At 58.7% G+C, this 23,810-nt stretch carries 30 protein-coding genes; 2 read left to right on the top strand and 28 right to left on the bottom strand.

What is annotated here, in order from left to right:
• Positions 1–35: 35 nt before the first annotated feature.
• The 28 genes from map to rpsL all read right to left on the bottom strand — a co-directional run bounded on the left by map (position 36) and on the right by rpsL (position 18,294).
• Positions 36–788: a type I methionyl aminopeptidase gene (gene map / locus LJD29_RS12410; protein ID WP_446741853.1), complete on the bottom strand. Its 753-nt coding sequence runs from the start codon at positions 786–788 to the stop codon at positions 36–38.
• Between the two features lie 4 nt (positions 789–792).
• On the bottom strand, positions 793–1,509 hold the full coding sequence (locus LJD29_RS12405; RefSeq protein WP_446741852.1) for an adenylate kinase: 717 nt from the start codon (positions 1,507–1,509) through the stop codon (positions 793–795).
• A gap of 6 nt (positions 1,510–1,515) precedes the next feature.
• On the bottom strand, positions 1,516–2,901 hold the full coding sequence (secY, locus tag LJD29_RS12400; protein WP_446741851.1) for a preprotein translocase subunit SecY: 1,386 nt from the start codon (positions 2,899–2,901) through the stop codon (positions 1,516–1,518).
• A 64-nt stretch (positions 2,902–2,965) separates the two neighbouring features.
• A complete protein-coding gene (rplO, locus tag LJD29_RS12395) occupies positions 2,966–3,406 on the bottom strand; it encodes a 50S ribosomal protein L15 (RefSeq protein ID WP_446741850.1) in 441 nt (146 codons plus the stop codon).
• A 176-nt stretch (positions 3,407–3,582) separates the two neighbouring features.
• A complete protein-coding gene (gene rpmD, locus LJD29_RS12390; RefSeq protein WP_446741849.1) occupies positions 3,583–3,768 on the bottom strand; it encodes a 50S ribosomal protein L30 in 186 nt (61 codons plus the stop codon).
• A gap of 4 nt (positions 3,769–3,772) precedes the next feature.
• On the bottom strand, positions 3,773–4,282 hold the full coding sequence (rpsE, locus tag LJD29_RS12385; RefSeq protein ID WP_446741848.1) for a 30S ribosomal protein S5: 510 nt from the start codon (positions 4,280–4,282) through the stop codon (positions 3,773–3,775).
• Between the two features lie 44 nt (positions 4,283–4,326).
• Entirely contained in the window at positions 4,327–4,683 is a 357-nt protein-coding gene (gene rplR / locus LJD29_RS12380) for a 50S ribosomal protein L18 (protein WP_446741847.1), read from the bottom strand.
• A 53-nt stretch (positions 4,684–4,736) separates the two neighbouring features.
• Entirely contained in the window at positions 4,737–5,276 is a 540-nt protein-coding gene (rplF, locus tag LJD29_RS12375; RefSeq protein WP_446741846.1) for a 50S ribosomal protein L6, read from the bottom strand.
• A 326-nt stretch (positions 5,277–5,602) separates the two neighbouring features.
• A complete protein-coding gene (rpsH, locus tag LJD29_RS12370; protein ID WP_446741845.1) occupies positions 5,603–6,001 on the bottom strand; it encodes a 30S ribosomal protein S8 in 399 nt (132 codons plus the stop codon).
• A gap of 118 nt (positions 6,002–6,119) precedes the next feature.
• A complete protein-coding gene (locus LJD29_RS12365) occupies positions 6,120–6,305 on the bottom strand; it encodes a type Z 30S ribosomal protein S14 (protein WP_446741844.1) in 186 nt (61 codons plus the stop codon).
• Positions 6,306–6,325: 20 nt separating this feature from the next.
• Complete coding sequence (rplE, locus tag LJD29_RS12360; RefSeq protein ID WP_446741843.1) at positions 6,326–6,874, bottom strand: 50S ribosomal protein L5; 549 nt, start codon at positions 6,872–6,874, stop codon at positions 6,326–6,328.
• 187 nt (positions 6,875–7,061) lie between these two features.
• On the bottom strand, positions 7,062–7,400 hold the full coding sequence (gene rplX, locus LJD29_RS12355; protein ID WP_446741842.1) for a 50S ribosomal protein L24: 339 nt from the start codon (positions 7,398–7,400) through the stop codon (positions 7,062–7,064).
• Between the two features lie 31 nt (positions 7,401–7,431).
• Positions 7,432–7,803: a 50S ribosomal protein L14 gene (gene rplN, locus LJD29_RS12350; RefSeq protein WP_446741841.1), complete on the bottom strand. Its 372-nt coding sequence runs from the start codon at positions 7,801–7,803 to the stop codon at positions 7,432–7,434.
• A 30-nt stretch (positions 7,804–7,833) separates the two neighbouring features.
• Positions 7,834–8,151: a 30S ribosomal protein S17 gene (rpsQ, locus tag LJD29_RS12345; protein WP_446741840.1), complete on the bottom strand. Its 318-nt coding sequence runs from the start codon at positions 8,149–8,151 to the stop codon at positions 7,834–7,836.
• Between the two features lie 3 nt (positions 8,152–8,154).
• Positions 8,155–8,427, bottom strand: a complete 273-nt coding sequence (gene rpmC, locus LJD29_RS12340) for a 50S ribosomal protein L29 (protein ID WP_446741839.1) — start codon at positions 8,425–8,427, stop codon at positions 8,155–8,157.
• Positions 8,428–8,487: 60 nt separating this feature from the next.
• Entirely contained in the window at positions 8,488–8,922 is a 435-nt protein-coding gene (gene rplP, locus LJD29_RS12335; RefSeq protein ID WP_446741838.1) for a 50S ribosomal protein L16, read from the bottom strand.
• A gap of 86 nt (positions 8,923–9,008) precedes the next feature.
• The gene (rpsC, locus tag LJD29_RS12330; protein ID WP_446741837.1) at positions 9,009–9,680 is read right to left on the bottom strand and encodes a 30S ribosomal protein S3; all 672 of its coding nucleotides are present in this window, start codon (positions 9,678–9,680) and stop codon (positions 9,009–9,011) included.
• 35 nt (positions 9,681–9,715) lie between these two features.
• Positions 9,716–10,228, bottom strand: coding sequence for a 50S ribosomal protein L22 (rplV, locus tag LJD29_RS12325; protein WP_446741836.1), 513 nt, complete (start codon positions 10,226–10,228; stop codon positions 9,716–9,718).
• A gap of 47 nt (positions 10,229–10,275) precedes the next feature.
• Positions 10,276–10,563: a 30S ribosomal protein S19 gene (rpsS, locus tag LJD29_RS12320; RefSeq protein WP_446741835.1), complete on the bottom strand. Its 288-nt coding sequence runs from the start codon at positions 10,561–10,563 to the stop codon at positions 10,276–10,278.
• Between the two features lie 29 nt (positions 10,564–10,592).
• Positions 10,593–11,417, bottom strand: coding sequence for a 50S ribosomal protein L2 (gene rplB, locus LJD29_RS12315; protein WP_446741834.1), 825 nt, complete (start codon positions 11,415–11,417; stop codon positions 10,593–10,595).
• 108 nt (positions 11,418–11,525) lie between these two features.
• Positions 11,526–11,819 carry a 50S ribosomal protein L23 gene (locus tag LJD29_RS12310; protein ID WP_446741833.1) on the bottom strand — a complete coding sequence of 98 codons (294 nt, stop codon included), beginning with the start codon at positions 11,817–11,819 and terminating at the stop codon, positions 11,526–11,528.
• The gene (gene rplD, locus LJD29_RS12305; RefSeq protein WP_446741832.1) at positions 11,819–12,487 is read right to left on the bottom strand and encodes a 50S ribosomal protein L4; all 669 of its coding nucleotides are present in this window, start codon (positions 12,485–12,487) and stop codon (positions 11,819–11,821) included. The genes LJD29_RS12310 and rplD overlap by 1 nt, the downstream gene beginning before the upstream one ends.
• Positions 12,488–12,594: 107 nt before the next feature.
• Positions 12,595–13,329 (bottom strand): 50S ribosomal protein L3, encoded by a 735-nt coding sequence (rplC, locus tag LJD29_RS12300; protein WP_446741831.1) that lies wholly within the window; start codon positions 13,327–13,329, stop codon positions 12,595–12,597.
• Between the two features lie 97 nt (positions 13,330–13,426).
• Positions 13,427–13,744, bottom strand: coding sequence for a 30S ribosomal protein S10 (gene rpsJ, locus LJD29_RS12295; RefSeq protein WP_050059838.1), 318 nt, complete (start codon positions 13,742–13,744; stop codon positions 13,427–13,429).
• Between the two features lie 91 nt (positions 13,745–13,835).
• Positions 13,836–15,023 (bottom strand): elongation factor Tu, encoded by a 1,188-nt coding sequence (tuf, locus tag LJD29_RS12290; protein ID WP_446741830.1) that lies wholly within the window; start codon positions 15,021–15,023, stop codon positions 13,836–13,838.
• 108 nt (positions 15,024–15,131) lie between these two features.
• On the bottom strand, positions 15,132–17,213 hold the full coding sequence (gene fusA / locus LJD29_RS12285) for an elongation factor G (protein WP_446741829.1): 2,082 nt from the start codon (positions 17,211–17,213) through the stop codon (positions 15,132–15,134).
• A gap of 119 nt (positions 17,214–17,332) precedes the next feature.
• On the bottom strand, positions 17,333–17,803 hold the full coding sequence (gene rpsG / locus LJD29_RS12280; protein ID WP_446741828.1) for a 30S ribosomal protein S7: 471 nt from the start codon (positions 17,801–17,803) through the stop codon (positions 17,333–17,335).
• 86 nt (positions 17,804–17,889) lie between these two features.
• Positions 17,890–18,294 (bottom strand): 30S ribosomal protein S12, encoded by a 405-nt coding sequence (gene rpsL, locus LJD29_RS12275; protein ID WP_446741827.1) that lies wholly within the window; start codon positions 18,292–18,294, stop codon positions 17,890–17,892.
• Positions 18,295–18,798: 504 nt separating this feature from the next.
• Between rpsL and LJD29_RS12270 the strand changes: the two genes are divergently transcribed.
• On the top strand, positions 18,799–20,844 hold the full coding sequence (locus LJD29_RS12270; protein ID WP_446741826.1) for a S9 family peptidase: 2,046 nt from the start codon (positions 18,799–18,801) through the stop codon (positions 20,842–20,844).
• A 174-nt stretch (positions 20,845–21,018) separates the two neighbouring features.
• Positions 21,019–23,436 carry a hypothetical protein gene (locus tag LJD29_RS12265; RefSeq protein ID WP_446741825.1) on the top strand — a complete coding sequence of 806 codons (2,418 nt, stop codon included), beginning with the start codon at positions 21,019–21,021 and terminating at the stop codon, positions 23,434–23,436.
• The last annotated feature ends 374 nt before the right edge of the window (positions 23,437–23,810 follow it).

Genomic DNA, 23,810 nt, shown 5'->3' with positions numbered 1-23,810 from the left:
GATTCCGCCGGCATCTGTGCCGGCCCTCGTCAAACCTACTGCGTCAAGATCACTGCGCCTTCGGCGGTCACTGCGACCGTATGCTCGAAATGCGCGCTCAAACTTCCGTCCTGCGTGACAGCCGTCCAGCCGTCGCTTAAAACCTGTACATCGGGCCGCCCCGCGTTGACCATGGGTTCAATCGCAATCACCATGCCCTCGCGCAGCTTCTGCCCCTGCCCGCGCCGGCCATAGTTCGGCACCTGCGGATCTTCGTGCAGCCTGGTCCCGATTCCGTGCCCGACAAACTCCCGAACCACGCTGAAGCCCTCGGCCTCAACTACTTCCTGAACCGCCGCTCCCACATCGCCTAGCGTCGCTCCCGGACGAACTTCCCGGATTCCGCTTTCGAGCGAAGCCCGCGTTACATCGAGCAGGCGCTGGGTCTGTGGTGCCACCTTCGAACCGACCGCAACGGTAATGGCAGAGTCGCCGTAATATCCGTCGATAATCACGCCGGTGTCAATCGAAACAATGTCTCCGTCGCGAAGAACACGCTCCGCCGACGGAATTCCGTGCACAACTTCCTCATTCACCGAGGTGCAGAGCACGCATGGATAGCCCCGGTACCCCTTGAAGGCCGGCTTCGCGCCAATCTCCTTCATCTTCGCCGCCGCAACGTTTTCCAGATCCAGCGTTGAAGCTCCGGCCCTTACCGCCTGGCGAACAAGCTCGAGCACCTCGCGGACGACCTGTCCGCTGCGCCGCATCTTTTCGATCTCCTGCGGCGTCTTGATTATGATCGCCATGCGATTATTCCTGGCCCCTCAGCCGGGCAACCGCCTGCACCACGGCAGCGGTTACGACTTCCACCGTTTCTTCCCCATCTACCTCGGCAAATCGACCCTGCGCACGGTAATGCTCGACGACCGGAGCCGTCAGCGCGTCATACTCCCGCATGCGCTTCTCGAAAACCTCTTCGGTATCGTCGCGACGCCTTACCAGGGGCGTTCCTTCAAGGTCGCAGAATCCATCAACCTTGGGTGGCTGCAGGTAAATGTTGTAGATCGTCCCGCAGACAGTGCAACTACGCCGTCCGGTGATACGGCGCAGTAATTGATTATAGCTGACCTTTATATTCACAGCAACGACCGGCAAAGTACCTGTCCCGCTTGCCAGGTGTCCATCGACCCATGCAGCCTGAACCAGGGTCCGCGGGAATCCGTCGAGAATATATCCCGCGCCTATGTCGGGCCGCTTCAACCGATCCTCGACCATGTCGTTGACCAGTTCGTCGGAAACCAACTCGCCGCGATCCATGACCGCCTGAACCTTTCGGCCCAGTTCGGTTCCGCCTTCAATGTTGGCGCGGAAAAGATCGCCGGTGGAGATCTGAGGAATGCCCCAGAGAGCCATCAGCTCTTTCGCCTGGGTTCCCTTGCCGCTTCCAGGAGCGCCCAAAAGAAGGATAGGCCCGGGAACAAGCTTGCGCTCTTCCCGGGCTCCAGTTTGAGAAATCGTCTCCGGCAACGCCACTTACCAGGACCGTCTTCCGCGTCCGCTGCGCGAAGAGAAGCCTTCGTAGTGACGCATGATCAGCTGCGACTCGATCTGGTTGACAGTGTCCATGGCAACGCCGACAACGATCAGCAGCGAGGTGCCGCCGAAATAGAAGTTGAATCCGAGGCCGTTCGTAACCCACAGCGGCAGGTGCTCAAACAAACCACCGATCAAGGGCAGGTGGTTCAGGTGAATACCGCTGATCAGGATCTGCGGAATGATCGAGATGATGATCAGGTAGAGCGCACCGACGAGGGTGATACGGGTAAGGATATCGTTGATGAAATCCGAAGTGCGCTTACCGGGGCGGATACCGGGAATAAAGCCGCCGTACTTGCGCATGTTGTCGGCAATGTCATCCGGACGGAAGACGATCGAGATGTAGAAATACGCGAAGAAAATAATCGCGATGATGTAAAGCAGTTCGTACCACGGCTCACCCGGACGCAGGGCGTCGAAGATGCGGGTCATCGCCGCGCTATTGCGGACAACCGCAGCCTGCGAAAAGAGCAACGGGGCTGAGAGTACCGAAGCAGCAAAGATGACGGGCATCACGCCGCCGGAGTTCACCTTGAGCGGCAGGTGCGTCGACTGACCGCCCATGAGGCGGCGGCCAACGATGCGCTTGGCGTACTGCACCGGAATGCGGCGCTCGCTGCGCTCGACGTAAACGATAAAGGCTACAACGGCAATCATCAGGGCCACGAGGATGATCAGCGCCGGAACAGTGAAGGCTCCGAATTTGCTGGCACGTGCCGTATCGACGAGCTCGGCAATCGCATGCGGCAGACCCACGACGATACCGGCGAAGATCAGCAGGCTCATGCCGTTGCCGATACCGCGTTCAGTAATCTGCTCGCCAAGCCACATGATGAACGCCGTGCCGGCGGTCAGCGTGATGACGGTCATCAGAACAAAGCCGACACCCGGGTTCAGCACCATGCCGCCCGAAGCGTGCGAGAGGGCGATGGCGATCGTCATCGACTGAACGATACCCAGGATAATGGTGAGATAACGCGTCCACTGGGTAATCTTGCGGCGGCCGATCTCGCCTTCTTTCTGGAGGCGTGCCAGCGGCTCATAGACAACGGTAAGCAGCTGGAAGATGATCGAGGCCGTGATGTAAGGCATGATGCCCAGCGCGAAAATCGTCAGACGGCGCAGGTTGCCGCCGCTGAACATATCCACGAGGCCGAGCGAAGAGCCACTCTGCGAATTGAAGAACTGCTCGAGAGCCGCGGAGTTGACGCCGGGCGTGAGGATGTGTCCGCCCAACCGGTAAACAGCAAGCATCGCAAGCGTAAAGAAAACACGCTTGCGCAGGTCGGGGATGCGGAAGATATTCGCGAATTTCTCAAACATGGGTCGGTGATTCCAATCCTACACGAAGCCCCGCGCAGGGCACGGGGCTTTCATGGACTCGAGCTTAGCCGATCAGAACGGCCTTACCGCCGGCTTTTTCGATCTTTTCCTGCGCGGTCTTGGAGAACTTGTGCGCGTGCACGGTGAGAGCCACGGTCAGCTCGCCGTTGCCGAGGATCTTCAGGAGCTCATTGCGGCGCTTGAGCAGGCCCTTGGCAGCGTAGAACTCGGGGGTGAGCTCGGTCTCGCCAAATTCCGCGAGACGGTCGAGGTTCAGGACGGTGTACTCGGTGCGGAAGATATTGGTAAAGCCGCGCTTGGGCAGACGGCGGTGCAGCGGCATCTGGCCGCCTTCAAAACCGCGCATCATGCTGGAACCGGAGCGCGAGCCCTGTCCCTTGTGTCCGCGGGCCGAGGTCTTGCCATGGCCCGATCCCATACCGCGTCCAACACGCTTCTTGTTGCGGTTGGCATTCTTCGGTGCACGTAAATTCGAAAGATTCATTGTTTCCTCGCTTAACGCCGGCAAGCTTTGTGCTTTACCGACTCGCATTTAATGCAGCGTTTAGCTATCAGCTTTCACTCTTAGCTTCCAAATCCGCTGCGAATGTTACCGGTCAATCCGTAAATCTTTATGCTGCCAACGCCTTGCTGATACCGGGTGCCGGCAGCTAAAAGCTGCTACTCAACGATCCGGACAAGGTGCGGAATGGTCTTGACCATGCCGCGGATGGACGGGCTGTCCTCGCGCTCAACAATCTGGTTGAGGCGGGTAAAGCCCAGTCCCTTGACCACGCGCTTATGCTTCACCGGCGCCTGGATCATTGAACGGAAGTACTGGATCTTGATGGTTGCCTTCTCTGCCATTGTCTTATAACTCCTGCAGCGCCTTGCCGCGGATGTTGGCTACTTCTTCCCTGTCGCGCAGCTGAACCAGCGCATCGAAGGTTGCCTTGATCACGTTGTGCGGGTTCGCAGATCCGAGGCTCTTGGTGAGCACGTTCTGAACACCAGCCGAGGTCATGACGGCGCGGACAGCGCCACCGGCGATCACGCCGGTACCTTCAGGAGCCGGCTTGAGCATTACCTGACCCGAACCGAAGCGGCCCAGAACCTGGTGAGGAATGCTGGTCTCGGTCAGGTTGACGCGAACCAGGTTCTTCTTCGCCGACTCAATGCCCTTGCGGATTGCCTGCGGAACTTCCTTTGCCTTGCCCGAACCATAACCGACCACGCCTGCGCCGGGATCGCCGATGACGACCAGAGCGGCAAACGACATGTTCTTGCCACCCTTGACGACCTTGGTGACGCGGTTGATGGCGACGACCTGATCCTTCAGGTTGTACTGACCGGCATCGAGCTTCTTTTTCAATGTTGCCATGCGCTTCCTGATTCCTTCCGGGCAATTCTGCCCCAAAACCTGAACTAAAACTCGAGTCCCGCTTCGCGGGCGGCATCGGCCAGAGCCTTAATACGGCCGTGATAGAGGTAGCCGCCGCGGTCGAATACGACCTTCTTGATGCCCTTTTCCTGGGCGCGCTCCGCGACCAGCTTGCCAATTTCCTTGGCGGCGTTGATGTTGCCGCCGGCCTTGACATTGTCGGCAACGGTCGACGCTGAAACCAGGGTGAAGCCCTGTGCATCATCGATAACCTGAACGTAAATGTGGTTCAGCGAGCGGTAGACATTCAGGCGGGGACGCTCAGTGGTGCCGTTCACCTTGGCGCGGATGCGGTCATGGACACGCAACCGGATTTCGTTTCTCTTCCTCTGTGAAATCATCTTTTCTTCCTTCCTAATAGCGGCGCCGCCTAGCGGCGCCGTTCGGTTTCAGACTACTTGGCGCCGGTCTTGCCGACCTTCTTCTTCAGCTTCTCATCCGAGTAACGAACACCCTTGTTCTTGTACGGATCAGGCTTGCGCAGCGCACGCATATCAGCGGCAACCTGGCCGACCTTCTGGCGGTCGATGCCGGAAATGGTCACGCGGGTCTGCTTCGGATCGATGACAGCCGTAACGCCGGCGGGCAGCGGGAATTCGATCGGGTGCGAGTAGCCGAGCGTGAAAACCACGACATCCTTGCCCTTCAGTTCCGCGCGGTAACCGATACCGACGATGTCCAGATCCTTCGACCAGCCCTTGGTCACGCCCTCGACGGCATTGAAAACCAGGGCGCGGGTCAGACCGTGAATGGCGGCCTGCGAGTCGTTCTCACGGATGGCGTGGATGTGGCCGTCCTGGGTTTCGAGCTTGATTCCGCTCGGAATAGCCTGCTCAACCTTGCCCTTGGGGCCCTCGACAACCAGGGTGTTGCCGTTAACCGCATACTTGACACCGCTGGGGAGCGGAATCGGCTTCTTACCAATACGAGACATTCTGAATCCCTTAAATGGCTTGCGAGTCCCGATGATCTTTCCATCGTTCCACTGCAGCCCCGGCGTTTTCACGCCGTTCGAGGTTTCCCCCGGGAGCTGGCGCCCCCTTCACTACTCACACCTACAGCACGGCCGCAGCCGTGCTTGTTCCGGAAACCCGCAGAAATCGAGGTTTTCTCAGAACGAAACCTATATCTCTTGAAGGAGTAGAGGCCTCTTATTTTAGCAGAAGCCCCACTCTTATTCCGCGCAAAAGCGCGGCCACAACTGTTACCACACCGAACAGAGCAGGCGCCAAAGGCGCGATTGCCCGGCGCGGCCAGCGCCTACCAGACCTCGCAGAGGATCTCGCCGCCTACGCCTTCTTTACGGGCCTGGCGTCCGGTCATCACGCCGCGGGGCGTGGTGAGGATGCTGATGCCGAGTCCACCCTGAACACGCTTGATCTCGTCGCGTCCGACATACACGCGGCAGCCGGGACGGGAGATACGGGCGAGGTCGCGGATCGCGGCTTCGTTGTTGGCGCCGTACTTGAGGTAAACGCGAAGGATGCTGCGGCCTTCCTCTTCGGTCGGCTTGTAGTTGGCAATGTAGCCTTCTTCCTTCAGAATGCGGGCGATCTCGGTCTTCAGGCGCGAGGCCGGGACGTCGAGCTTCTGGTGACGCGCGCGGATAGAGTTACGGATGCGGGTCAGGAAATCTGCTACAGGATCGGTCAAACTCATTGTCTCTCCTTCATCCCCCGTTCGCTCTACCTTTATGGAAGAGAACCAGCGGGAATGGTAATGCGTGAATCATCGATCACGCGAACTTGTCTTGCGCCCGAGGACGCGTGAAGCCGGTTTACCAGCTCGACTTGATGACGCCGGGAATCTCACCCTTGAGCGCCAGCTGGCGGAAGCACAGGCGGCAGAGGCCGAACTTGCGCAGGTAAGCGCGCGGGCGACCGCACAGCTTGCAGCGGTTGTGCTGCCGGCACTTGAACTTGGGCTTGCGCTCGTCTTTTACTCTTTTTGCAGTCGTTGACATATCTTAATCAGTCCTTTTGCTTACGCGCCCTGGCGGAAAGGCATGCCGAACTGCTTAAGCAGTTCGCGCGCGGAGTTGTCGTCCTGGGCGGTGGTCACAATGGTGATGTTCATGCCCTTGAGCTTTTCGACCTTCGAGTAGTCGATTTCCGGGAAGATCAGCTGGTCGCGAACACCCAATGTGTAGTTCCCGCGGCCGTCAAAGCTCTTCGAGGATACGCCGCGGAAGTCACGTACGCGGGGCAAAGCCACCGCGATCAGGCGGTCGAGGAATTCATACATCGTATCGCCGCGCAGGGTGACCATCGCACCGATCGACATGCCTTCGCGCACCTTGAAGGCCGCGATGGACTTCTTGGCCTTGGTGGCGACCGGCTTCTGACCGGCGATCGCTGCCAGATCGGCAATAAGCGGATCGAGCATCTTCGAGTTCTGCGTTGCTTCGCCGAGTCCCATGTTCAGGACAATCTTCTCGAGGCGCGGCACGGACATCGAATTCTCGAGACCCAGCTCCTTTTGGAGAGCCGACTTGATTTCCTGCTGATACTTCTCTTTCAGTCTTGCTGCCATTTTCCGTCTTCTTTCTCTCCGGTCCCGGGGTGGCCTCGAGGCCGTTTACCGTTGCGGAGGGTGCTCAATTGACTGCCGCTTCCAGCCTTTGGCTATCCGCGTGCCGCCGTTTTACTCAAACCTTTTAATTCTAGCTTAACCATGGCTCTAACCTGTAGCTAAAACCACACAGTTAAGAGAAGAAGGCCTACTTCTTGCCCTTTGCAACCAGGGTGTTGCCGCACTTCTTGCAGACGCGCACCTTGGTGTCGCCCTCGAACTTGTAGCCCACACGGGTCGGCTTGTTGCAGCTCGAGCAGTAGATAGCCACGTTAGAAATGTGAACCGGGGCTTCCTGCTCGGCAATGCCGCCCTTGATGTTCTTCTGCGGATTAGGACGGACGTTCTTCTTCACGACATGCACATGCTCGACGAGAATCTTGTTCTCATCCGGAATCACGCTCAGTACGCGACGAGGCCGGTCCAGCTTCTTGTCTTTGCCCGCAATCACGACAACCTGGTCGTTACGCTGAATCTTCAAACTCATGGCTCTTATCCTTCTTCGCAGCAGCCCTTGCTTACAGAACTTCCGGGGCGAGCGAAACAATCTTCAAAAACTTCTTCTCACGCAGCTCGCGGGCTACGGGACCGAAGACACGCGTGCCTACCGGCTCGCCTGCTTCGTTAATCAGAACGGCGGCATTCGAGTCAAAGCGAATGTAGGTTCCGTCGCGGCGGCGCGATTCCTTGCGGGTGCGCACAATCACGGCCTTGACAACCTTACCCTTCTTGACCTGGCCATCGGGAGAGGCTTCCTTCACGGCTGCCGTTACCACATCGCCGAGCCCTGCCTTCTTGCCGCTTGCCCCGCCGAGGGGGAGAATCATCTGCAGCTTGCGGGCGCCGGAGTTGTCGGCAACCTCAAGCATCGTCCTCATCTGTACTGCCATGGCGATCTCTCCTTCTCTCTTCTCGACCGCTTACTTGGCGGCTGCAGCTGCTTCGGCCTGGGCCAGAGCAGAACGGCGGATAATCTCTTCAAGGTTCCAGCGCTTGAGCTTGCTCAACGGGCGGGTCTCGCGGATACGGACCATGTCGCCAACGCGAGCCGTGTTCTGCTCATCGTGCGCGTAGAACTTCTTGTTGAGCTTCATCACACGCTTGTACTTGGGGTGCGCCTTGCGCATCTCGACCTCAACCACGATGGTCTTTTCCATCTTGGTCGAAACCACGTGGCCAACCTTTTCGTTGCGGCGCTTCTGTACGCCCGACTCGACGCCTGCTTCTACTGAACTCATGGCTTAGCGAGCCTCCTTCTTGGTTTTCTTGGCCTTGGCTGCCTTCTTCGGCGCGCTCGACTCAGCCTTCGGAGCTTCGCCGTGCAGACCAAGTTCGCGCTCGCGAGCCACAGTCTTGAAACGGGCAATATCCTTCTTCAGCTCACGAAGCTTCTTAACGCCTTCATTCTGGCCGAGCTTCGTCTGAAAGCGCAGGCGGAAGAGCTGCTCTGCAGCTTTGTGCTCTTCGGTGACGATCTCGCCGTCGCTCAGGTTACGAATCTTTTCGAGTTCCATTTCTTCTTCTCTCCGGGACTAGGGCTCTCGATCGAACCCGCGTATCCCCTGCTACAAAACTTACTTGGCGGCTGCTACAACCTTGGCATCGTGGCGCTGCACGAAGCGGACCTTGAGGGGCAGCTTGTGCGAGGCCAGGCGCATGGCTTCCTGCGCGATCTCCGGCGTAACGCCTTCCATCTCGAAGAGCACCTTGCCCGGACGAACAACGGCGACCCAGTGATCCGGAGCGCCCTTGCCCTTACCCATACGGGTTTCGGCAGGCTTCTTGGTTACCGGCTTGTCAGGGAACAGACGCAGCCAGATCTTGCCGCCGCGCTTGATGAAGCGGGTCATTGCAATACGGCTCGCTTCGATCTGACGATCGGTAATGTAACCGCACTCCATCACCTTCAGGCCGTAATCGCCGAAGGCCAGCTCGCTGCCGCGCCATGCCTTGCCGCGCATGCGGCCGCGCTGCTGCTTGCGGTACTTGACTTTCTTTGGCATCAACATAACGAAATCCTCAAAAAACAGCTGTCAGTCTTCAGTTATCAGTTGTCAGCTCGCTGAGAACTGACAACCGATCCTGTGCACTGCCTTTAAAATACCGATGTTCCTACCACTGCCTGGGGCTCGCGGCGACGCTGCTGGTAAATATCTCCGCGATAGATCCAGGTCTTGACGCCGATGATGCCATAGGTGGTGTGCGCCTCGGCAAAGCCGTAGTCGATGTCGGCGCGCAGCGTGTGCAGCGGCAGACGACCCTGCAGGTACCACTCGGAACGGGCGATCTCATTACCGTTCAGGCGGCCCGAAACGCGAACCTTGATGCCCTTGCAACCGAAACGCAGAGCCGAATCCACCGACTTACGCATGGCGCGACGGAAGCCGACACGCTTTTCAAGCTGCAGCGCAATGCCTTCGGCAACCAGCTGGGCGTCGAGCTCAGGCTTGTTGACCTCGAGGATATCGATGAAGACCTCGCGGCTTGTGCGCTTCTGGAGCTCGAGCTTAAGCTTGTCGATCTCAGCGCCCTTGCGGCCGATGATGATGCCAGGACGAGCCGTGCGGATGATAATCCGCAGCTTGTTGCCTGGACGCTCGATCTCAACTGAGCTGACGCCGGCGGCCTTGAGCTTTTCCTTGAGTTCGCGCTTGAGCTTGACGTCCTCAATCAGGAGCTTGTCATAGTCGCGCTCGACGAACCAGCGTGAGCGCCACGGCTTGTTCACACCGAGCCGAAATCCGTAAGGATGGACTTTCTGTCCCATAATATCCTCTAAACCTTCCCTAATCCTTTACCGAACTACTTAGCGGCTTTCTTCGCAGTCTTCTTCGCCGCAGTCTTCTTGGCAGCTGCCTTCTTCGCCGGAGCCTTCTTGGCAGCCTTCTTCGCCTTGGGTGCCGCTTCTGCATCGTCGGCAACCTTGGTCACAAGACCATCCTGGTTGCGTTCGGCCAGTGCGACAATAATGTGCGCCAGGCGACGCTGGTAGCGGTACGCGCGGCCCATCGGGGCAGGGCGGATGCGCTTCATGCGCGGGCCTTCGTTGGCGAGAGCCGTCTTCACATACAGGTTGTCGACGTCTACATCGAGTCCCTGTTCCTGGCTCAGATAGTTGGCATTCTGCAGCGCAGAGCGCAGCACCTTCTCGACCATCGGGGCAACGGCCTTCTTGGTGAAGGCGACCGTGTTCAGCGCCTCTTCGACGCTCCGGCCCTTAATCAGGTCAAGCACCAGGCGCGCCTTCTGCGGCGATACCCGCTGGAAGCGAGCCTGAGCCTTGAATTCCCGTGTCTCCAATTGCATTGACTTCATCCTTATCTATCCCAGGGCATACTTTATGCGCCCTGACTTAACCGCTACTATCTGCCCTTGGCGCCGGCTTCGGCCGTCTTGGCCGTGTGTCCCTTGAAGGTGCGCGTTGCCGCGAACTCACCCAGCTTGTGGCCGACCATGTTTTCCGTCACGTACACCGGAACAAACTTCTTGCCGTTGTGCACCGCGATGGTATGACCAACCATGTCAGGATGGATCGTCGAACGGCGCGACCAGGTGCGGATGACCTTTCTGTCATTCGCCTGGTTCTGCACCTCGACCTTGACCATCAGGTGCTCGTCGATAAAGGGGCCTTTTTTCGTTGACCGTGCCATTCAGAAACCTCGTAACCTTCCGCTGATTGCTACTTGCTCTTGCGGCTGATGATGAATGCATCGGTCCGCTTGTTGTTGCGTGTCTTGTATCCGCGAGTGGGCTGTCCCCAGGGCGTCACAGGATGACGGCCACCCGAGGTCTTACCTTCACCACCGCCGTGCGGGTGATCGACCGGGTTCATCGAGACACCGCGGTTGGTCGGGCGGATGCCCTTCCAGCGGTTACGTCCCGCCTTGCCGATCGAAACATTCTCGTGCTCGGTGTTGCCGACCTGGCCGATCGTCGCCATGCAGTCCACCAGCACCTTGCGGGTTTCGCCGGAAGGCAGCTTCAGAAGCGCGTAATCGCCTTCCTTGGCGACCAGCTGGGCCGAGGATCCGGCCGAGCGTACCATCTGCGCACCCTTGCCAGGACGGAGCTCCACATTGTGGACCGTGGTACCGGCAGGGATGTTGCGCAGCGGCAGTGCATTGCCGATCAGAATATCGGCTTCAGGACCGCTGGTGATCGTCTGGCCAACCTTCAGGCCAACCGGCTGCAGGATGTAGCGCTTGTCGCCATCGGCGTAGCTGATCAGGGCGATACGCGAGGAGCGGTTCGGATCGTATTCGATCGTCGCCACGCGGCCCGGTACACCGAACTTGTCGCGCTTGAAATCGATGAGACGCAGCTTCTGCTTGTGACCGCCGCCGTGATGGCGGATCGTGAGGTCGCCAGAGTTGCGGCGGCCGCCGGTGCGCTGCTTGACAACGAGCAGCGGCTTGTACGGCTTATCGGTCGTGATGTCGTCATTCACCAGCGACGTCTTGAAACGCAGCGTCGGTGTGATCGGGCGATATGTCTTAATCGGCATCGTATCTTCTCTCTACAGGGGGCCAACTCTGACCCCCGTCCGCCGGATAGTTTGTCCCGGCTTTTCTACTTGCTGAGCCCTGAGCGCTCTGCTCTCAAGCCCTGCCGTTTACAGGTTGTTCACGTACTCCGGCATCTTTTCGCCTTCCTTCAGGCGAACATAAGCCTTCTTCCAGTCCGGGCGGTAACCCGAAAACTTACCCCGGCGGCGTTCCTTGCCCGCGAGGTTGATCGTACGGACGGCAGCAACCTTCACCTTGAAGAGCAGCTCTACTGCCTGCTTGACTTCGTTCTTCGTAGCCTTGGGATCGACGTCGAATACGAGCGTTCCCTCGGTCTCCTTCGCAGTAAGACCCTTTTCAGTAATCAGGGGGCGGCGAATGACGGTATAAGGAGTCGGCATTAGGCCACCTCTGCTTTCTTACGCTTCGACACAGTCTTCTTGAGCGTCTCCTGCAGGGCTTCGATCGCCTGGCGCGAGAAGATTGCCCGCTCATAGCGAAGCAGGTCGTAAGGATGTACTTCGTTGTTCAGAACCAGATCCACACCAGCCAGATTGCGCGAACCGAGGATCAGCTCCTGGCTGAGCTCGTTACCGGCTTCCACCAGCAATGCGGTGCGCTTCACTTCGAGCTTGTCCAGAGCCTGGCGGTACAGCTTTGCCTTGGGCTCCTTGAGGCTCAGGCTGTCAACCACAACCAGCTTGCCGTCGGAGAGCTTTGCCGCAAGTGCGGAACGCAGCGCGCCCAGCAGTTTCTTCTTCGGGAAAGCATAGTCATACGAGCGAGGCTGCGGTCCGTGAACGGTGCCGCCATGCCGCCAGAGAGGCGAACGGACGGAACCGACGCGGGCGCGGCCGGTACCCTTCTGCTTCCAGAGCTTCTTGCCCGAACCGGCGACCAGCTTACGATTCTTGGTCGCGGCCGTTCCCTGGCGCAGGGCGGCGCGGTAGTGCTTGACCGCTTCCCACAGCAGAGCTTCATTTACCTGATTCGGTGCAAAGACTTCATCGGCCAGCTCAAGCGAGCCTACCTTGTTGCCACCGAGATCCAAAACATCAATGTTTGCCATTGTCTTCTCTTTCAAGCCGGAGGCACTTGGCCTCTGCTCTGATCTTTGCGATCTACCGCTTGTTTCTCGCGCCTCATAGAGGCGCATATGCACGACGCGGCTAGCGTCTACTTCTTCTTGCTGGAAGCCTTCTTCGAAGCCTTCAGCGGATCGACCGTACCCGATCCAGCGAAGCCACGACGCTCACGCGGCGGAGCCTTGGCCTTGGAGATCAGCACATATCCATCACGCGGTCCAGGTACCGCGCCTTCGATCATGATGAGGTTCTCTTCAAGATCGATACCGCGAATACGCAGGTTGCGGACCGTCACGCGATCCACGCCATAGTGACCCGGCATGCGGGTTCCCGGAAGAACACGCGAGGGGAACGACGAGGCGCCGATTGAACCCTGCACCTGGAACATGTGACCGTGCGACTTGGGGCCACCGCCGAAACCATGGCGGCGAACGACGCCGGAAAAGCCGCGTCCCTTGCTGGTGCCGATGATGTCGACATACTTCTCATCGGAGAAGATATCGACCAGGATCTTGTCGCCAGCCTTAACGCTGCCGTTCTCTTCCGAACCGGCTGCGGCGATCTCAACAGGCACTTCGCGGATCATGCGGACAGGCGGCACATCGTTTTTGGCGAAGTGGCCGGCCTGCGGCTTCGTGACCTTGGAGGCCTTCACAAACTCAACCAGACCAATCTGCGCGGCATCGTAGCCGTCCTTTGCAGCGGTCTTCAACTGCGTGATCACGCAGGGACCGGCCTGCAGGACGGTGATCGGGTGAACTTCACCCTTCTCATCGAATACCTGCGTCATGCCGATCTTCTTACCAAGAATTCCAGTTACTGACATTTCTTCTTCTCCCCATCATGCCTTCGCTGTTTCCGAGGGCACTGAAGGCTTGTTTAGTTTTTGCGGCGAAGCCGCTATTGCCCGACGCGGCTAGCGTCTACTTTTCGAAGGCCTTGATTTCCACGTCCACACCTGCCGGCAGGTCGAGCTTCATCAGCGCGTCCACGGTCTGCTGGGTGGGCTCGAGGATGTCGATCAGACGCTTGTGCGTACGGATCTCGAAAGCCTCGCGCGACTTCTTGTCAACGTGCGGGGAACGCAGCACGCAGTACTTGTTCTTGACCGTCGGCAACGGAATCGGGCCGGCAACCTGGGCGCCAGTGCGCTTGGCCGTGTCCACGATCTCGCCCGTCGAAGTGTCAAGCACCCGGTAGTCGTAAGCCTTCAAACGGATGCGAATTCTCTGTCCAACCATGTGCTTTTGTATCTTTCCGCGAGCGGCGGGGCTTTACCCCGCCTTTCGCTAACCACTAACTGCTCGCGCCCTGCGGCGCGCTAACCGCTAACTACTTGATGATCTCGGTGATGGTACCGGCGCCTACGGTGCGTCCGCCTTCGCGGATTGCAAAGCGCAGGCCCTTTTCCATCGCTACCGGGGTGTGCAGCTCGATCTCCAGTGCGATGTTGTCGCCCGGCATCACCATCTCCGTGCCCGCAGGCAGGGTCGCGGTGCCCGTCACGTCCGTGGTACGGAAGTAGAACTGAGGACGGTAGCCATTGAAGAACGGAGTATGACGGCCGCCTTCTTCCTTCGACAACACGTAGATCTCGCCCTTGAACTTGGTGTGCGGCGTGATCGAGCCCGTCTTCGCCAGAACCATGCCGCGCTCCACGTCTTCCTTCGCGATACCGCGAAGCAGAAGTCCCGCATTGTCGCCGGCCAGGCCTTCGTCAAGCTGCTTCTTGAACATCTCGACGCCGGTCACAACCGTCTTGCGCGTCTCGCGGAATCCAACGATTTCGGCTTCCTCGCCAACCTTCACCTTGCCGCGCTCGATACGGCCCGTGACAACAGTTCCGCGGCCAGAGATCGAGAAGATGTCTTCGATCGGCATCAGGAACGGCTGGTCGATGGCACGCGCCGGAAGCGGCACGTTGTCGTCCACAGCCTGCATCAGCTCGTCGATCTTCTGCTCCCACTGCGCTTCGCCGTTCAGACCGCCAAGAGCCGATCCGCGGATCACCGGAACATCGTCGCCAGGAAAGTCGTACTTCGACAGCAGTTCGCGAACTTCCATCTCGACCAGGTCGATCAGCTCAGGATCCTCAACCGCATCGCACTTGTTCAGGAATACCACGATGTAGGGTACGCCTACCTGGCGGGCCAGAAGCACGTGCTCCTTGGTCTGCGGCATCGGACCGTCGGTCGCTGCCACCACCAGGATGCCGCCGTCCATCTGCGCCGCTCCCGTGATCATGTTCTTGATGTAGTCCGCGTGACCGGGGCAATCCACGTGAGCATAGTGACGGTTCGCCGTCTCATACTCCACGTGCGAGGTCGCAATCGTAATACCACGCTCGCGCTCCTCAGGAGCATTGTCGATCGTGTCGAACGAACGAAACTTGTTGTTCGGATTATGCTTCGACAATACCTTCGTGATCGCCGCCGTCAGCGTCGTCTTACCGTGGTCAATGTGCCCAATCGTCCCCACATTCACGTGCGGCTTCGAACGATCAAATTTCTCCTTCGCCATCTCTCTCTCCAGTTTTCGCGTTACTAACTGTTTCCGTTTCGGACCCCATCGAGATCCGCAATTTCCTGAACCGGCCGCTTCGAAAAACCGAGATCGGCCTCTAACTCTTTACTTACCCTGGTTCCGGGCAATGATCTCTTCGGAGATCATGCGCGGCGCTTCTTCGTAGCGGGCGAACTGCATCGAGTACGACGCACGGCCCTGCGTTGAAGAGCGGATATCGTTTACATATCCGAACATTTCCTTCAGCGGAACGATCGCCTTGATGACCTGCGATCCGCCCACATGCTCCATTCCCTCGATACGGCCGCGGCGGGAGTTGATATCGCCGATGATCGTACCCATGTGCTCTTCAGGAACCGTGACTTCGACTGCCATCACCGGCTCAAGAAGTACGGGGCTTGCTTTCTTCGCAGCTTCCTTGAAGGCCATCGAACCGGCGATCTTGAAGGCCATTTCGTTCGAGTCGACGTCGTGATAGCTGCCGTCGAAGAGGGTGACCTTGAAGTCGACCATCTCGTAGCCGGCCAGTACACCGTTCAGCAGCGCTTCACGGATGCCCTGCTCGGTCGGCTTGATGTATTCCTTGGGAACCACGCCGCCCTTGATCGCATCGATAAACTCGAAGCCCGCGCCCGGGTCGTTCGGCTCAAGACGAATCTTGACGTGACCGTAGTTACCCGAACCACCGGTCTGGCGGATGTACTTGCCTTCCGCCTCGGCGTTCTTACGGATCGTCTCGCGGAAGGCCACGCGGGGCTCGCCCACGTTGGCTTCCACCTTGTGCTCGCGCTTCATGCGGTCGACAAGGATTTCAAGGTGAAGCTCACCCATACCGCTGATAATCGTCTGTCCCGATTCCTGGTCGGTCCGAACCTTGAAGGTTGGATCCTCATCGGAAAGCCGAGCCAGCGCCATACCCATCTTTTCCTGATCGCCCTTGGTCTTCGGCTCGATCGCCACCGAAATAACCGGCTCAGGGAAGGTGATGGCCGAAAGGGCCACAGGAGCCGACGGAGCGCAGAGCGTATCGCCGGTCTTGATATCCTTCAGTCCCACCACGGCGCAGATGTCGCCGGCCATGATCTCGGTGATGTCTTCACGCTTGTTGGCGTGCATCTTCACCAGGCGGCCAACGCGCTCCGTCTTGTTGGTACGCGGGTTCAGAATCGTGTCACCGGTCTTCAGAACACCCGAGTAGACACGGATAAAGCTCAACTTACCGAAAGGATCGTTGATCAGCTTGAAAGCCAGAGCCGACATCGGAGTATCGTCTGAAGTCTCGCGAATCAGAACCTTTTCCGGATCGGAGGGGTCGATACCTTCCACCGCAGGCAGATCCAGCGGGCTGGGCAGGTAATCGACAACTGCGTCAAGCAGAGTCTGAACACCCTTGTTCTTAAAGGCCGTTCCGCACATGACCGGGAAGACGTGCATGCCGATGGTCGCCTTGCGCAGAGCCTTCTTCAGCTCTTCAACCGACGGAGTCTCGCCTTCGAGGAACTTGTGCAGCATCTCGTCGTCATTCTCGGCAACCGTCTCGATGAGCTGCATACGGAAGGCTTCCGCCTTCTTGACGAGGTCGGCAGGAATCTCTTCGACCGAGTACTTCGCGCCCATCGTTTCGTCGTGCCAGAGAATGGCGCGCATCTCGATAAGATCAACTACGCCTTTGAAGTTTGCTTCGGCGCCGATCGGAATCTGGATGGCCACCGCACGGGCGCCGAGGCGCTTGCGGATGGTCTCGATGACATGCTCAAAGTCCGCGCCGGCCTTGTCCATCTTGTTCACAAAGCAGATACGGGGAACCTTGTACTTATCGCCCTGGCGCCACACCGTTTCCGTCTGCGGCTGCACACCGGAAACCGAGTCGAACAGAGCCACCGCGCCGTCGAGGACGCGCAGCGAACGTTCTACTTCGGCCGTGAAATCCACGTGGCCAGGCGTATCGATAATGTTGATGCGGATGTTATTCCAGGTGCAGGTAGTAGCAGCCGAGGTAATGGTGATACCGCGCTCCTGCTCCTGCTCCATGTAATCCATGGTCGCCGTGCCTTCGTGCACTTCTCCGATACGGTGCGTAATACCCGTATAGAAAAGGATGCGCTCGGTCGTCGTCGTCTTTCCGGCGTCGATGTGCGCCATGATTCCGATATTCCGGCAACGATTTAACGGTACTTGACGGGCCACAGTCTCTCTCTCAACCTCTCGCGGGCTTTTCGCCCGCGGTTAAACGTACGTCTTACTACCTGACTACTCTTGCCTGAACGAAAACTAAAAAACTCTTGCTTTGAAACCTGAAGAAAAACCTACCAGCGATAGTGCGCGAAAGCCTTGTTGGCTTCAGCCATGCGGTGAACGTCTTCCTTCTTCTTCATCGCAGCGCCACGGCCATTGGCAGCGTCGAGCAGCTCGTTCGAGAGCTTGTCGATCATGCCCTTTTCGCCACGGGCGCGGCCATAGGAAACCAGCCAGCGAATCGCAAGCGACGTGCGGCGCTCCGGATTCACTTCGATCGGCACCTGGTAGTTCGCACCACCGACGCGGCGGGTCTTGACCTCAAGCAACGGCTTGCAGTTCTCGACAGCCTTCTTGAACAACTTGAGGGCTTCGTCGCCACCCTTCTGCTCAAGGTTCGTCATGGCGGTATAGAAGATGCCCTGGGCCGTCGACTTCTTACCGCCCCACATCATCGAGTTCACGAACTTTGTAACCAGCGTGGAGTTGTACACCGGATCAGGAGCAACTTCCCGCTTCGCAATGTGACCTTTTCTTGGCATAAATCCTTAATCTCTTTCCGCTTCAAGCTCAAACCATCCGCGCTCCGGCTCCTGCGGCAAAGCCGCGTCCCGCCGGCTGCGAAGGACTACTTCTTCTTACCGCCTGCTGCCGCTGCGCCAGCCTTGGCGCGCTTTGCACCATACTTCGAACGGCTCTGCGTACGCTTCACGACGCCGACTGAATCCAGCGTGCCGCGAACGATGTGGTAGCGGACACCCGGGAGATCCTTCACACGGCCGCCGCGAATCAGGACGATCGAGTGCTCCTGCAGGTTGTGACCCTCACCCGGAATATAGGAGGTCACTTCAATTCCGTTGGTCAGACGGACACGGGCCACCTTACGGAGGGCCGAGTTCGGCTTTTTGGGGGTCTGTGTGTACACGCGAGTGCAGACTCCGCGGCGCTGCGGCGATCCCTGCAGTGCAGGTGAGGCCGTCTTATAACGAGGCGCAGTACGACCCTTCCTTACCAGCTGACTAAATGTAGGCAAACCAAACTCCTTACTTTCAACTTCAGCGCGCGCACAGGCCGTGTTTTCTTCACGCGAGAATACACATCGCGCTCAAAAGCACATTGAGCCTTGCTTCGCGTCTGCCTTACCTCAATACCAGACGAGAACACCGACGGTGGCCGAGCGTAACTGAAAGCCTGCATGACAGGCCTGCAAATTAGCCAACTCCGTTTCGCGAGTTCCGGCCTACATAGCCCACCAAGGTGATGGGTGTCGCAGGCACCGATGCGATCTGTCCCTGATCATTACTTCTTAAACTTCTTCAGGGCTGATACACGAACTGAGCCGTGATCCTGTTCCCAACTCTCTGCCGTTAGCCAGGCGAATTCCATGGAGAGTCGGCGAACCTTTTAAGAGTAGCAAGAGGACTCATGTGAGTCAACTTTTTCGCGCATCCAATGTGGAATTTCTTCCGCAGCCGCGCTCCTTTTATTGTACCGGAGAGTGCGGTGGTTTTGAGGCAATCTGGTAGCATCCGGAATCATGAGATTCCGCACGTCCGCAGCCGTTCCGCTGCTTGCCATATCCCTGCTTTCCTCGAGCACTTCCGCCTTTTCTCAAAGCCAGGGCAACCGCATTCCGGAGATTCTCTCTTCCCTCGGCCAGGCGAAGTCGATCTCCGAGACCGCAATCTCACCCGACAGCGACCATCTGGCGTGGATCGTTTCGGGCGCAGGCATTCAACTGGCTCCCACCGACTATCCCGCACGAGCCAAACACGTTACGGCATGCTCCGACGGGCAGAAGGGTGAAGAGGCCGCTCTGGCCTGGTCGCCGGACTCCTCCCATCTCGCCTTTCTTTCAAACTGCACGGTTGATCATCGGGCCGGCGTCTTTCTGACCGACGCAGACGGCAAATCCGCTCCAAAGCTGCTCGTTCAGCTCAACGGCAACGCCGAAGATATGCACTGGTCTCCTGACGGCCACTCGCTTGCGTTTCTGTACGTAGAGGGAGCCACCCGCCATGCGGGGGCCCTGGCTGCGATGAAGCCGCCGGCAGGGGTGATTGGCGAGGACGGCATTGAAATTCAACGGGTTGCGATGGTATCCGTGCCTGAAAAGTGGGACGGCAAGGCGGCCGGAGGCAGCAGTTCGGGGGCAACGCTCCGCTTCCTCACACCGGACTCCCTGCACGCCTACGAGTTCGACTGGGCGCCCGACGCCAAGAAGATCGCCTACATCGCCGCGCCTCCGCCAGGCGAAAACAACTGGTGGGTGGCCAAACTCTACACCCAGTCGCTCGACGGCGAGCCGAAGGTCCTCGTCGATCCCGCGGCATCGGGCCAGCCGACCAGCGGAGCACAGCTTGCCGTCCCCCGCTGGTCGCCAGACGGCAGCCACATCGCCTTCATCAGCGGGCTTATGTCGGACCAGGGCATCAATGGCGGGGACATCTACACGATCCCCTCGGCTGGCGGAGAGATTCACAATCTGACCCCGGACTGGAAATCGAGCCCATCCTGGTTCCAATGGACAGGAAACGAAGGGATGTTGATCTCGGAGATCAAGGATGGTGCTTCCCACATCTTCCTCTATGACATCGCCTCACAGAAGGAATCGACCGAGGAGAACATCACTCTGCCAGCAACGGTGCGTGCGGACGACATCATGCTTGGCGTCTCGGTCTCGGAGGAAGGCATTGTCGCGCTGGAGCGCAACTCTTTCGATCATCCGCCGGAGGTATGGGCAGGCAAGCTGAACAAGCTCCGCCAGATGACGCACTACAACGACCAGTTGAAACCGCTTTGGGGCAAGGCTGAGTCGGTGACATGGGAGAATGAGGGCTTTCACGTACAGGGATGGCTGATCTATCCGGCCGATTATCAGCCCGGCAGGAAGTATCCGCTGGTCGTTTATGTGCATGGCGGACCGTCCTATGCCAACCTGCAGCACTGGCCGTCGGCCAGCTACGGAGGCACTCCCTTTGCCGCACTGGGCTACTTTGTGCTGATGCCCAATCCTCGGGGCAGTTACGGTGAGGGCGAGAAGTTCACCCAGGCGAACAAGAGGGATTTCGGCCATGGCGACCTGCGCGACATATTGGCCGGGGTGGACACGGTAACCAGGCGCTTTCCGGTAGATCCGGAGCGGGTGGGCATTACCGGCTGGAGCTACGGCGGTTTCATGACCATGTTCTCGGTCACGCAGACCACGCGCTTCCGGGCCGCGGTGGCCGGAGCCGGCATTTCCAACTGGCAGAGCTACTACGGCGAGAACTCGATCGACCAGTGGATGATTCCGTTCTTTGGAGCGTCGGTTTACGACGATCCGGGGATTTATGCCCAGAGTTCGGCTATCGACTTCATTAAAAAGGTCAAGACACCCACCCTGGTAGTGGTCGGAGACCGGGACGGAGAATGCCCGGCACCGCAGTCCTTCGAGTTCTGGCATGCGCTGCGCGCCCAGCACGTGCCGACCCAGCTGGTGGTCTATCCGAACGAGGGGCACGGTTTCGTGGATCCCGCTCACAAGACGGATGTTTTGGAGCGGGCCCTGGCGTGGTTTGAAAAATACATGCCTCCCCAGTAAAGCCAAGGGATCCGGGCAAGGGAGGCGGGGTTGACAAAAGACGCCCCGTTCCCTTGCCGAAGGCATTCGCACCTTTTAAACTCAAACTTCGGACCCTTATCTCGTTTAAGGACACTTCGACACTTACAGTAGGAAAGACCGTTCGCGCGCCCCGGGTGCGGACGGGGAGGTTTCATGCAGCGGTATCTCGTCCTTTTTGCACTGTTTCTCCTTTCACTTCCCGTTGGCCTTTCGATCACCGGTTGCCAGACAAACGTAAGCGCGTATTGCAACGGATTAGGTTATGGCATCAAGACCGATGCCGTATCGGCCATTGATCTTGAGCCTAAGACGACGGGCATATCGCTCTCCTGGGGACAGACATCACAGCTGGCCGCTCCGACGGCGACCACCTGTAAGGGCGCGACCGCCACGGTATCGGCGTACAAGTACGGAAGCAGCAACCTGCTGCTCGCCGACGTTTCGCCTACGGGCGCAATCTGCGGCGGCACCTGGAACCGCAACAGCCCTGGCGGCATCGCCGATTACACCATCTGCACTCCGCCGGCCGGTTCCACCAGCGAACAGTGCTCATCGACAAGCTGCGGCGTTGTGAACTTCACAGCCAGCGGCGCCGGCGTGACCAGTAACGTCGTGAATGTGTATGTGCATCCACCGGTGACAGCCATCACGATACCAACGCCAGGAGCGTGCATCTCGCAGAACAATACGGCGGCCCCTCTGACCACGGGCACCGTAGTCTCCGGGCCAAACGGCGTGGCGATTCCTGACGGCAGCACCAATGCCGATGGCAGCGTCAACCCGAACTATGTGGGCACAATCACCTACACGCCGGTTGACGGCAACATCGTCGAGATCAACAACACCAGCGCGAGCGGCACCGGCATCAACGGTTCGGCCACCGCGAAGCTGCCGGGATCGACTGTCGTCAACGCAACGGTCTCACAGGTCAGCTCGGCTGCAGGCTACTTCTACACCTGCCCTCCGGCGAGCATTTCTCTATCGCTGAATGGAAACCGTACTGGCGGCCAGGTGATCCAGGGCTCCCCGCAGAATCTGACCGTATCCGCCCAGGATACAGCGCCTACTCCTGTGCTCCTAAATGGTCTGACGCTCGACTACACCTCGACCCAGCCGCAGGAGATCGCGGTGAGCAGCGCCGGTGCGGTCAGCACGACTTACCCGAGCACATCTACGGTGAATGCCATCTGCCAGCCGAGCACCTGTAACGAAGCTCCGGTCAGCCAGATCGGCGTTTATGGAACCGGCATGCCCGTCACCAGCAACAATCTGACGATTACCTCGCCGGGCCGTTCCAGCAACTATCTGTGGATGGCTTCGACGCAGTCGCAGTTCTTCAGCTCGGTTGACTTAACGACCGGAACTCCAGGCTCGCCCGTCAAGCTGCCTTACCCGCCTAACTCCATGGTGCTCGATCAGACTGGCACCAATCTTTACTTCGGTAGCTATCGCGAGCTGATGGTTTACACGGCCACAACGAACGCGCTCACCAAGGAAGACACCAATGTTCCGGGCGTGGTGCTTGCGGTTTCGCCGGACGGCACGCAGGTCATCATCGACGATCAGCTGCGCTCGGTGATCTACCTGTACACCACGAGCACGAGCACGACCACCTCCTCCACCTATACGAGCATCGGTGGCACCGCGACACGGGCCAAGTTCTCACCCGACGGCAAGAACGTTTATATCGTCGGAGAAGACCCGGTCAAGAAAACAAACATGCTCTATGTGCACAATGCGAGCACCGGCTGGAGCACTTACCCGCTCGGCGCGCTCGAACCGGCCGAACAGGCCTGCACGCTCAACAACAACAGCCCGCTCGCGACCAGCACCGGCACCTACGATCCGTTCTGCGGAGCCGACGTTGCCATCACTGTGCCCAGCGTCTTCCCGTTCTTTAGCGGAAGTCAGACGACGGCGCGCAGCTTCTGCCCGAACACCACGACAGGTGAGCAGTTTCCTTACTATCCGCAGGTGCTAAACCTTGGCGCAGCGTCAGGCGCCGATACACAACACCTGACAACGACGTTTGACGGCAAGCATGTGATCGGCGCGAACGAGGCCACGCTTTCTGACATCTGGCTTTACGCGGATGCAAATCAGACGACCGCAGGCATCGCTCCGGGGCCGTGTCCTGCAATCACCGCGGATGTGACCACCGCTAATCCGCACAACCTGACAACATCGCTTAGCCAGACCCCGCTGACCGGCATTACCCCGACAGAGATCAACTCGGTCGTGGCTTCTCCGGACTCCACTGTGGCATTCATCACCTACACCGCTGCCGCAGGAACCGGTCTTCTGCCGGCCTACCAGCCGTCAGCGACCAACGGAGCGCTTGGCACGCTGACCAACGTTCAGCTCTCGGGTGCAGCGCAGTCTCCGCTGGCAGGCGTCTTCTCTCCGGACGAGTCGATCTTCTTTGTCTCGACCTCGGGAGATAACCTGGTTCACTTCGTGACCCCGTCGACGCTGACCGACTCAAAAACCATCAACCCCGGCCTGACCGATTCGACCGGCAACGCGGTACCGGTACAGATGATGGCGGTGTTCCCGAGACCGACGACCTAGTCGACTGGAACATCCCCGGAAATACGAAAGGCCTGTCATAAATGACAGGCCTTTTCGTCCCCAAGGAGCTACCGTTCCCCCAAACTGCAACCCCTTGACAACAACAGCTTCTCGCATCTGTGCACTCTCCAGAATCCCACTTCCCGAGCAAGCGCATAGCACCATAGTGCTAGTGATTAAAATCGAACGTCATCTATAAGATCGGGAGATTCGCAGCAGCTTCCGACTTTTGCTCGAACAGGCAAAAGCGGGCATGTTGCGTGTTGCTCATGCGCTGGATCTCTTCGCACTTCGTTGCTCTTCTGCCTTTCTTGCCTGCTTCTCTCGTTGCTTACCAGCTACATCCTGATAACCGCATCTATTAACATTCTTGT

Origin of the sequence: Silvibacterium acidisoli (genome assembly GCA_022870745.1) — a bacterium.
Taxonomy (GTDB): Bacteria; Acidobacteriota; Terriglobia; order Terriglobales; family Acidobacteriaceae; genus Silvibacterium.
This window is presented reverse-complemented; position numbering and strand designations above follow the sequence as displayed.